Annotated in this window: 5 protein-coding genes; 1 reads left to right on the top strand and 4 read right to left on the bottom strand. The window is 68.8% G+C overall.

The annotated features are described in order from the left end of the window. From VK98_RS20480 to VK98_RS20465, 4 genes are all read right to left on the bottom strand, one after another. The coding region (locus VK98_RS20480; protein ID WP_048415809.1) for an FAD-binding and (Fe-S)-binding domain-containing protein at positions 1-2,833 on the bottom strand (2,833 nt) is incomplete at its 3' end. Further along, positions 2,830-4,293 (bottom strand): LutB/LldF family L-lactate oxidation iron-sulfur protein, encoded by a 1,464-nt coding sequence (locus VK98_RS20475; protein ID WP_048415805.1) that lies wholly within the window; start codon positions 4,291-4,293, stop codon positions 2,830-2,832. The genes VK98_RS20475 and VK98_RS20480, both read right to left, overlap by 4 nt. Further along, positions 4,290-4,997, bottom strand: coding sequence for a lactate utilization protein (locus VK98_RS20470; protein WP_048415804.1), 708 nt, complete (start codon positions 4,995-4,997; stop codon positions 4,290-4,292). The genes VK98_RS20475 and VK98_RS20470 overlap by 4 nt, the downstream gene beginning before the upstream one ends. Then, complete coding sequence (locus tag VK98_RS20465) at positions 4,994-5,734, bottom strand: (Fe-S)-binding protein (protein ID WP_048415803.1); 741 nt, start codon at positions 5,732-5,734, stop codon at positions 4,994-4,996. The genes VK98_RS20470 and VK98_RS20465 overlap by 4 nt, the downstream gene beginning before the upstream one ends. Positions 5,735-5,897: 163 nt before the next feature. On the opposite strand from VK98_RS20465, the gene VK98_RS20460 reads away from it, so the two are divergent. Further along, positions 5,898-6,662: an FCD domain-containing protein gene (locus tag VK98_RS20460; protein WP_048415802.1), complete on the top strand. Its 765-nt coding sequence runs from the start codon at positions 5,898-5,900 to the stop codon at positions 6,660-6,662. Positions 6,663-6,956 lie beyond the last annotated feature (294 nt).

Here is a 6,956-nt window from a genome sequence, read left to right as displayed (position 1 = left end):
GCTCGCTAGATCGTAAACACGCTCCAGGGGTGGTGCAAAAATCCAGCAGCGCCTCGATGCTGCGGTACTCGAAACCGGCGTGTTCGCTCAGGCCGATCTGACAGGTGCGGCTCATCGACACGCCGTGGCGGCAGCCGGGGGGCAAGGCCGGTGGCAGCCGCCGCAAGCTGTGCGCGTTCAGCTCCGGCACGGTGAAGCCCTTGTCGCCGGCGAAACCGCAGCAGGCGATGTCCGGCGTCGTCAGCCGCTCGGCGCAGCGGCCGGCCAGCCGCTTGAGCGCGTCCGCCGCGCCCATCTCGGCGGCGCTACAGGGAATATGCAGCGCCAGTTGCTCCAGCTTGCGCGTCACCGTCAGCCGCGGCGCGACAAAGCTATCTAGAAAACGAGCCGCGTCGAACAGGCGCAGCCGCGCGTCCAGCCGGCCTTGGCGCTGGGCGGACAGGATGCGCGCCGCGCACGGACCGTTGTCCAGATACACCGGATGGCGGCCGTCGTCGCTGGCGGCCAGCAAGGCCCGGTTCAGCGCGTTCTGGCTGATGTCCAGCGCTTCCGCGGCGTTGGCCGAGGCGAAGGGCTGGCCGCAGCACAGTCCGTTCTGGCCGGGCGGATAGCGGGGGCTGAAGCCGGCGCGGCGCAGCAGCGCCAAGGCGGGCGCGGCGGCGTTGCCGCCGTCGGCGTCCGCGGCCAGCGCGCGGTTGACGCAGCTGAGGAACAGCACCACCGGCTCGCCGTCGCCGCCGGCGGCGGGCAGACGGCCGGCCGGCCGCGGCAGCTGCACGGGCAGCAAGGGAATCACCTTATGGCGGCGACGCAGCCGCAGGCTGATGCGGTGCAGCCGCTCCGGGCCGAACAAGTGCGCCAGCGCCAGGCCGGCGCGGACGGCTGCCGCGGCGGCGCCGATGTGGCGGGCGGCGAAGCGCGCGGCGCGCGGCCTTGGCGACGGGCCTTGCAGCCGCTTCATCAGCTCGCCGGTATTGATGCCCACCGGGCAGCGCGTCGCGCACATGCCGGTGGCGGCGCAGGTGTCGATGGCGCGGTAGCGGAAATCGGCGCGCAGCGCGGCCAGTTCTTCCGCCGCGCCGCCGTCGCGGCTCAGTTGCCGGATGCGACGCCAGGCGACGATGCGCTGGCGCGGGCTCAGCGTCAGCCCGTGCGACGGGCAGGCCGCCTCGCAGAAACCGCATTCTATGCAGCGGTCGACAATGGGATCGGCCGCCGGCAAGGGCTTGAGGTTTTCCAGGTGCAGCCGCTCGTTGTCGGTGATGATCACGCCGGGATTGAGCAGGCCGTCCGGATCGAACAAGGCCTTAATCCGGCGCATGATATCCCAGGCGGCGTCGCCCCACTCCTGCCGCACGAAGGGCGCGACATTGCGGCCGGTGCCGTGCTCGGCCTTCAGCGAGCCGTCGTATTCGCCGGCCACCAGCGCGCTGACGTCCTGCATGAAGGCGTCGTAGCGCGCCACCTCGCGCTCGTTGTCGAAGCTGGGCGCGAACACGAAATGCAGATTGCCGTCCAAGGCGTGGCCGAACAGCAGCGCCTCGTGGTAGCCGTGGCGGTCGAACAAGGCGGTCAGCCTGGCCACGCCGTCGGCCAGCAGCGGAATCGGAAAAGCCACGTCCTCGATCACCACGGTGCTGCCCAGCGGCCGCACCGCGCCCACCGCCGGGAACAAGCCCTTGCGCAAGGCCCAGTAGCTGTCGCACACCGCAGCCTCGCGGCTGAAGCCGCTGGACAGGCGCGGCGCGAAGCCGGCCAGCAGGCTATCGATGGCCGCGCAGTGGCGCTCCAGTTCCGTCTCCGAGCCGGCGCGCGCCTCGATCAGCAAACAGGCCTCGTCCGGGCCGAACGGCCGCGCCAGGAAGTCCGGCAGCCCCGGCTTGCCGTGCAAGGCGCGCAGGCTGCGGCTGTCTATCAACTCCACCGCCGCCACGCCGTGGCCATCCGCGGCCGCGCTCAGCGCCGACACCGCGCGGCAACAGGGCTCCAGCGCGTCGAACAACAACAGCGCCGACGCCTTGTGCGGATGCTCGACCACGCTGTGAAAGGTGATTTCGCTGATAAAGCCCAGCGTGCCCTCGGAGCCGATCAGCAAATGGCTGAGCATGTCCACCGGGTCGTCGAAATCCAGCAAGGCGTTGATGCCGTAGCCGGTGGTGTTCTTCAGCCGGTATTTGCGGCGCACGCGCTCGGCCAGCGCCGCGTCGGCGCGCAGCTCGGCGGCCAGGCCGGACAAGCCGGCCAGCAGCGCGGCGTGGGACTGGCGAAAGGCCGCCACGCTGGCGGCGTCGCCGGTGTCCAGCACGGCGCCGTCCAGCAATAACAAACGCATCGCCGCCAAGGTGTGATAACTGTTGTCGCGGGTGCCGCAGCACATGCCGCTGGAGTTGTTGGCGGCGATGCCGCCGATCTTGGCGCTATTGATCGACGCCGGATCCGGGCCTATCTTGCGGCCGTAAGGCGCCAGCAAGGCGTTGGCGTGGCTGCCTATCATCGCCGGCCCCAGCCGGACGCGCGCGCCGTCGTCCAGCGCCTGGCCGTGGTTGAAGCCGTCGCCCAGCAGGACCAGCACCGAATCGCTGACCGCCTGGCCGGACAAGCTGGTGCCGGCGGCGCGGAAGGTCAGCGCCACCCAGTGGCGGCGCGCCAGCGCCAGGATGGCGGCCACTTCCGCCTCGCTGTCGACGCGGGCGACGATCTGCGGCCGCAGTCGGTAGAAGCTGGCGTCGGTGCCGTAAGCCAGCGTGGACAGCGGATCGGTGTAGATGCGCGCCGCCGGCATGATTTGCAGCAGATCCCGATGGAAAGCCTGATGCGCCGGACTCATGCTCATGACGGCTCCCCGGCGGCCCGACGCGCTTCGCGCTCGCGCACCAGTTCGTGCAGGGTCTTGGGCGCCGGCGTCAGCGGCGCGTGGTTCTGGGTCCAGCCCAATTGGCCGCCAAGCGCGAGCTTGCGCAGCCGGGTAGCGCCCCAGCCGAACCAGCGGTACAGCCGCGGCGAGGCGTGGACCTGGCGCCAGCCCTTCCAGGCCAGCCGCTCGGCCGCGCTCGCCGCCGCGCCCTGGCCGCGCAAGGGATGGCTGACCGCCTCGCCGGCCGGGCGCTGGCTTTCCTCGCGCAGCCGCATCAGCATCTCGGGAATCGGGATCTTCACCGGACAGACTTCGCCGCAGGCGCCGCACAGGCTGGAAGCGGTGGGCAGGTCGCGGGTGTTTTCCAGGCCCAGCAGGTGCGGCGAGATGATCTCGCCTATCGGCCCCGGATAGGTGGTGCCGTAAGCGTGGCCGCCGATGCGGGCGTAGACCGGACAATGGTTCATGCAGGCGCCGCAACGTATGCATTGCAGGGTCTTGCGCAATTGCGCGTCGGCGTAAGCCTGGCTGCGGCCGTTGTCCAGCAGCACCAGGTGCACCTCGCGCGGGCCGTCCTTTTCGCCGGCGCGGCGCGGGCCGCTGATCATATTGAAATAGGTGGTGATGGGCTGGCCGATGGCGGAACGGGTCAGCAGGCTGTACAGGGGCGGCACGTCGGCCAGCTTCTCCACCACTTTCTCGATGCCGGTGATGGCGATGTGCAGGTCCGGCACCGTGGTGCACATGCGGCCGTTGCCCTCGTTCTCCACCAGGCACAGCGTGCCGGTTTCCGCCACCGCGAAGTTGACGCCGGACAGGCCGACGTCGGCGTCCAGATAATGTCGGCGCAGCGCGCCGCGGCCGATCTGGATCAACTCGTCCACGTCCTCGGTGTAGGGCGTGTCCGGCAGCTTGTCGTGGAACAGCCGCGCGATGTCGGCCTTGGTCTTGTGGATCGCCGGCATGATGATGTGGGTGGGCTTCTCCCCGGCCAGCTGCACGATGTACTCGCCCATATCGCTTTCCACCGCGGTGACGCCGCGCGCTTCCAGATAGTGGTTGAGTTCGATCTCCTCGCTGACCATGGACTTGCCCTTGACCATCAGCCGGCCGGCGCGCGCCGCCACCAGGCCGTGGATGATGCGGTTGGCCTCGTCCGCGGTCTCGGCCCAATGCACTTGCACGCCGTTGGCGCTCAGCCGCGCCTCCAGTTGCTCCAGCAAATCCGGCAGCCGCGACAGGCAACGCTGACGGATGGCCTCCCCCAGCGCGCGCAAGGCCTCCAGCTCCGCCGGATCGTCGAAGGCCGACAGCCGTTTGGCCATCAGGAAGTCCATCGCCCCGCGCAGGCTGTGGCGCAGCTCGCCGTCGGCCAGCGCCGCGCGCGCCTGCTGCTTGAATTGGCGCGACGGGTAGAGTTCGATCTTGTGCTCGCTCATGGCCGCTCCTCCTCCGCCTGCTCCAGCTGCGCCGGGTCGATGTGCTCGGGCAGCTGCGCCAGCACCAGCAACTCGCGCGGCCCATGCGCGCCGTAGGCCAGCGTCAGCTGGATGTCGGCGGTCTTGGACGGGCCGGAAATCAGCAAGGCGTTGGTGGGCATGCCGTCCCGCCAGTTCTCGCAGCGCATCGCGCTGTAGAAGTCGGGGTAGAGCGTGGCGGTGTCGAACAGCACGATGTGCAACGGCGGCACCAGGCTCATGGTTCGCGGTTCCCGCGCGTCCGGCCACAACACCAGGGTGCCGGTGGCGGCGATGCCGCAGCGCGCCGCGGTGAACGCGGCCTCGATCTCGAACAGCTCGGCCTTCCAGTCGTCGACGGCGCGGTCGAAGAAACGCAGCGCCGGCGGCGTGGGCAAGCCTTGCAGCGCCGCCTCGGCGCGGCGGCCGTGGGCGGTGTCGGACAGCAGCAGGGAGGCCGGCCGCCGCTGCGCGATCCACACCGCCAGCCGGGTGTGCCAGTCGTCGGCGCGCACCCACAGCACCTCGGTCTTCACCGCCCGCATCGCCTGCGCCCAGCTGCGCAAGGCGGCCAAGCTGTGCTGCGGCGGCGCAAAGCGCCGGTAGTGCGCGTCCAGCTCCGGCCGCGGCAATTCCTCGCGCGGCGCGGCGCGCAGCTTGGCCAGGATGGCGTCGCGGGCGCTCATGCCTTGCCTCCCGCGCGCTCCAGCAGAAAGCTGGCCAGGTGCCGGCCTTGAAACGCCCTGCCCTCCTTGGCCAGCTTGCCGTTGATATTGAGCAGGCAGCCGCCGTCGGCAGTGATGAACTCCACCGCGCCGCAGTCCCGCAGCGCGGCGGCCTTGTCCGTCACCATCGCCCCGGCGATGTCAGGATGCTTGATCGAAAACGTGCCGCCGAAACCGCAGCACTCGGACTCATGGTCGTGCGCCACCCTCTCGACGTTGGCCAGCCGCTCCAGCAAGGCCCAACAGGACAGATGCGTGTTCATCTCGCGGCGGGCGGAACAGGAGGTGTGCACCGCCACCTTCACCTTGGGCCCCTGGTCCTGCGGCCGCCAGTCCAGATGCTTGAGCAGGAAGTCGCTGAACTCCACCACCCGGGCGGCCACCGCGCAGGCGCGCGCCTCGTCCGGCTGGCCGGCGAACAGCTTGGGCCAATGGTGCTTGATCATGCCGCCGCAGGAGCCGGACGGCACCACGATGGGCCAGTCCTCGGCAAAACAGTCCAGCTGCGCCCGCGCCACCGCCAACGCCTCCGCCGGGTGGCCGCTGGTATAGGCCGGCTGGCCGCAACAGCTTTGCCGCTGCGGGTAGTGCACCCGCAAACCCAGGCTTTCCAGCAAGGCGATGGCGTCCACGCCGGCCTGCGGCAAAAACAGGTCGAGCAGACAGGTGCCGAACAGATAGACGTTGGCGGGCTTCATCCGGTTTCCTTTGTAAATTGGTAAGACCAATTATTTTTATTAAAACCACTCTAGAGTGATTGCTTGAATCCGTCAATATGACGGCGCGGATTCCAGCTTAGCCTGTGGTAAGCTGCACTCACTCTGGTCTGACCACTTTCGCCCAACGAACAAGCCCGGCGCCATGGCCTATCCCAAACTGAACATCCCCAAACTCTCCGACGTCATCGTCGAACAACTGGAAAAGCGCATCCTGGACGGCGTGCTCAAACCGGGCGACCGCCTGCCGCCGGAACGGCAGCTGGCCGAGGAATTCGGCGTGTCCCGCCCATCGCTGCGCGAGGCGATCCAACAACTGGCGTCGCGCGGCCTGCTCAGCAGCCGCCAGGGCGGCGGCACCTGGGTGACGGACCGCTTGGAAACCGCGTTTTCCGACCCCTGGGAAAAGCTGCTGAACCAACATCAGGATTTGCACGGCGACTTGCTGGAATTTCGGCGGGTATTGGAAGGCGCGGCGGCGCGCGGCGCGGCCAGCCGGGCCACGCCGGCCGATCTGCAGCGGCTGGAACATTGCGTGGGGCAGTTGCAGATCGCCTACGACAGCGGCGACCTGGCCCAGCAGGCCCAGGCCGACGTGCGCTTTCACCAGGCGGTGGCGGAGGCCTCGCACAATGTCCTGTTCGCCCACCTGAGCGGCAGCCTGCTGGCCATGCTGCACCGGCACGTCAAGGACAATATCGCCGATCTGTTCGCGGCGGGAGAGGTGGCGGACGCGCTGCGCGCGCAGCATCAGGCCATCTGGGAAGCCATCCGCGACCAGCGGCCGGACGCCGCGCAGCACGCGGTGGAACAACATCTGGACTTTGTCGCCACCACCTTGCAAAGCAGGCGACGGCAAGCGGAACGCGATGCGCGGGCGCGCATGCGTCTGGAACATCTGGACCCCTGAGCGACGCGCGCCGGCAAGGGAATGAAACAGCGCAATGCAACAGCCGGGCCCTGACGGCGCGCTCCGAAGCCGGAGCGGCGCTAAGACCCGCTAACAAAACCCCTGATCCTGCGTTGCGCCTCCTTGTCGTACTACTTGTACTGCCTGCGTCGGCGCGCCTTGGCTCAGGTACGCTGTGCGGTTTTGTTAGCGGCTCTAAGAACCTGTTTACGATCTGCTGCGCTGCGGCGATACAGCGTTGAAACCCGCTTCGAAATGCTCATGTACCACGCGTACATTCCGCTTTCTCAGCTG

This window comes from Chromobacterium sp. LK11 (genome assembly GCF_001043705.1).
GTDB lineage: Bacteria > Pseudomonadota > Gammaproteobacteria > Burkholderiales > Chromobacteriaceae > Chromobacterium > Chromobacterium alkanivorans.
The sequence above is the reverse complement of the archived record's forward strand: the minus strand, read 5'-3'. Positions and strand labels throughout refer to the sequence as shown.

Bases quoted from the DNA above. Each gene is read 5' to 3' on its own strand.
- VK98_RS20470 (WP_048415804.1), bottom strand. From the start codon at position 4,997: ATGAGCGCCCGCGACGCCATCCTGGCCAAGCTGCGCGCCGCGCCGCGC.
- VK98_RS20475 (WP_048415805.1), bottom strand. From the start codon at position 4,293: ATGAGCGAGCACAAGATCGAACTCTACCCGTCGCGCCAATTCAAGCAG.
- VK98_RS20460 (WP_048415802.1), top strand. From the start codon at position 5,898: ATGGCCTATCCCAAACTGAACATCCCCAAACTCTCCGACGTCATCGTC.
- VK98_RS20465 (WP_048415803.1), bottom strand. From the start codon at position 5,734: ATGAAGCCCGCCAACGTCTATCTGTTCGGCACCTGTCTGCTCGACCTG.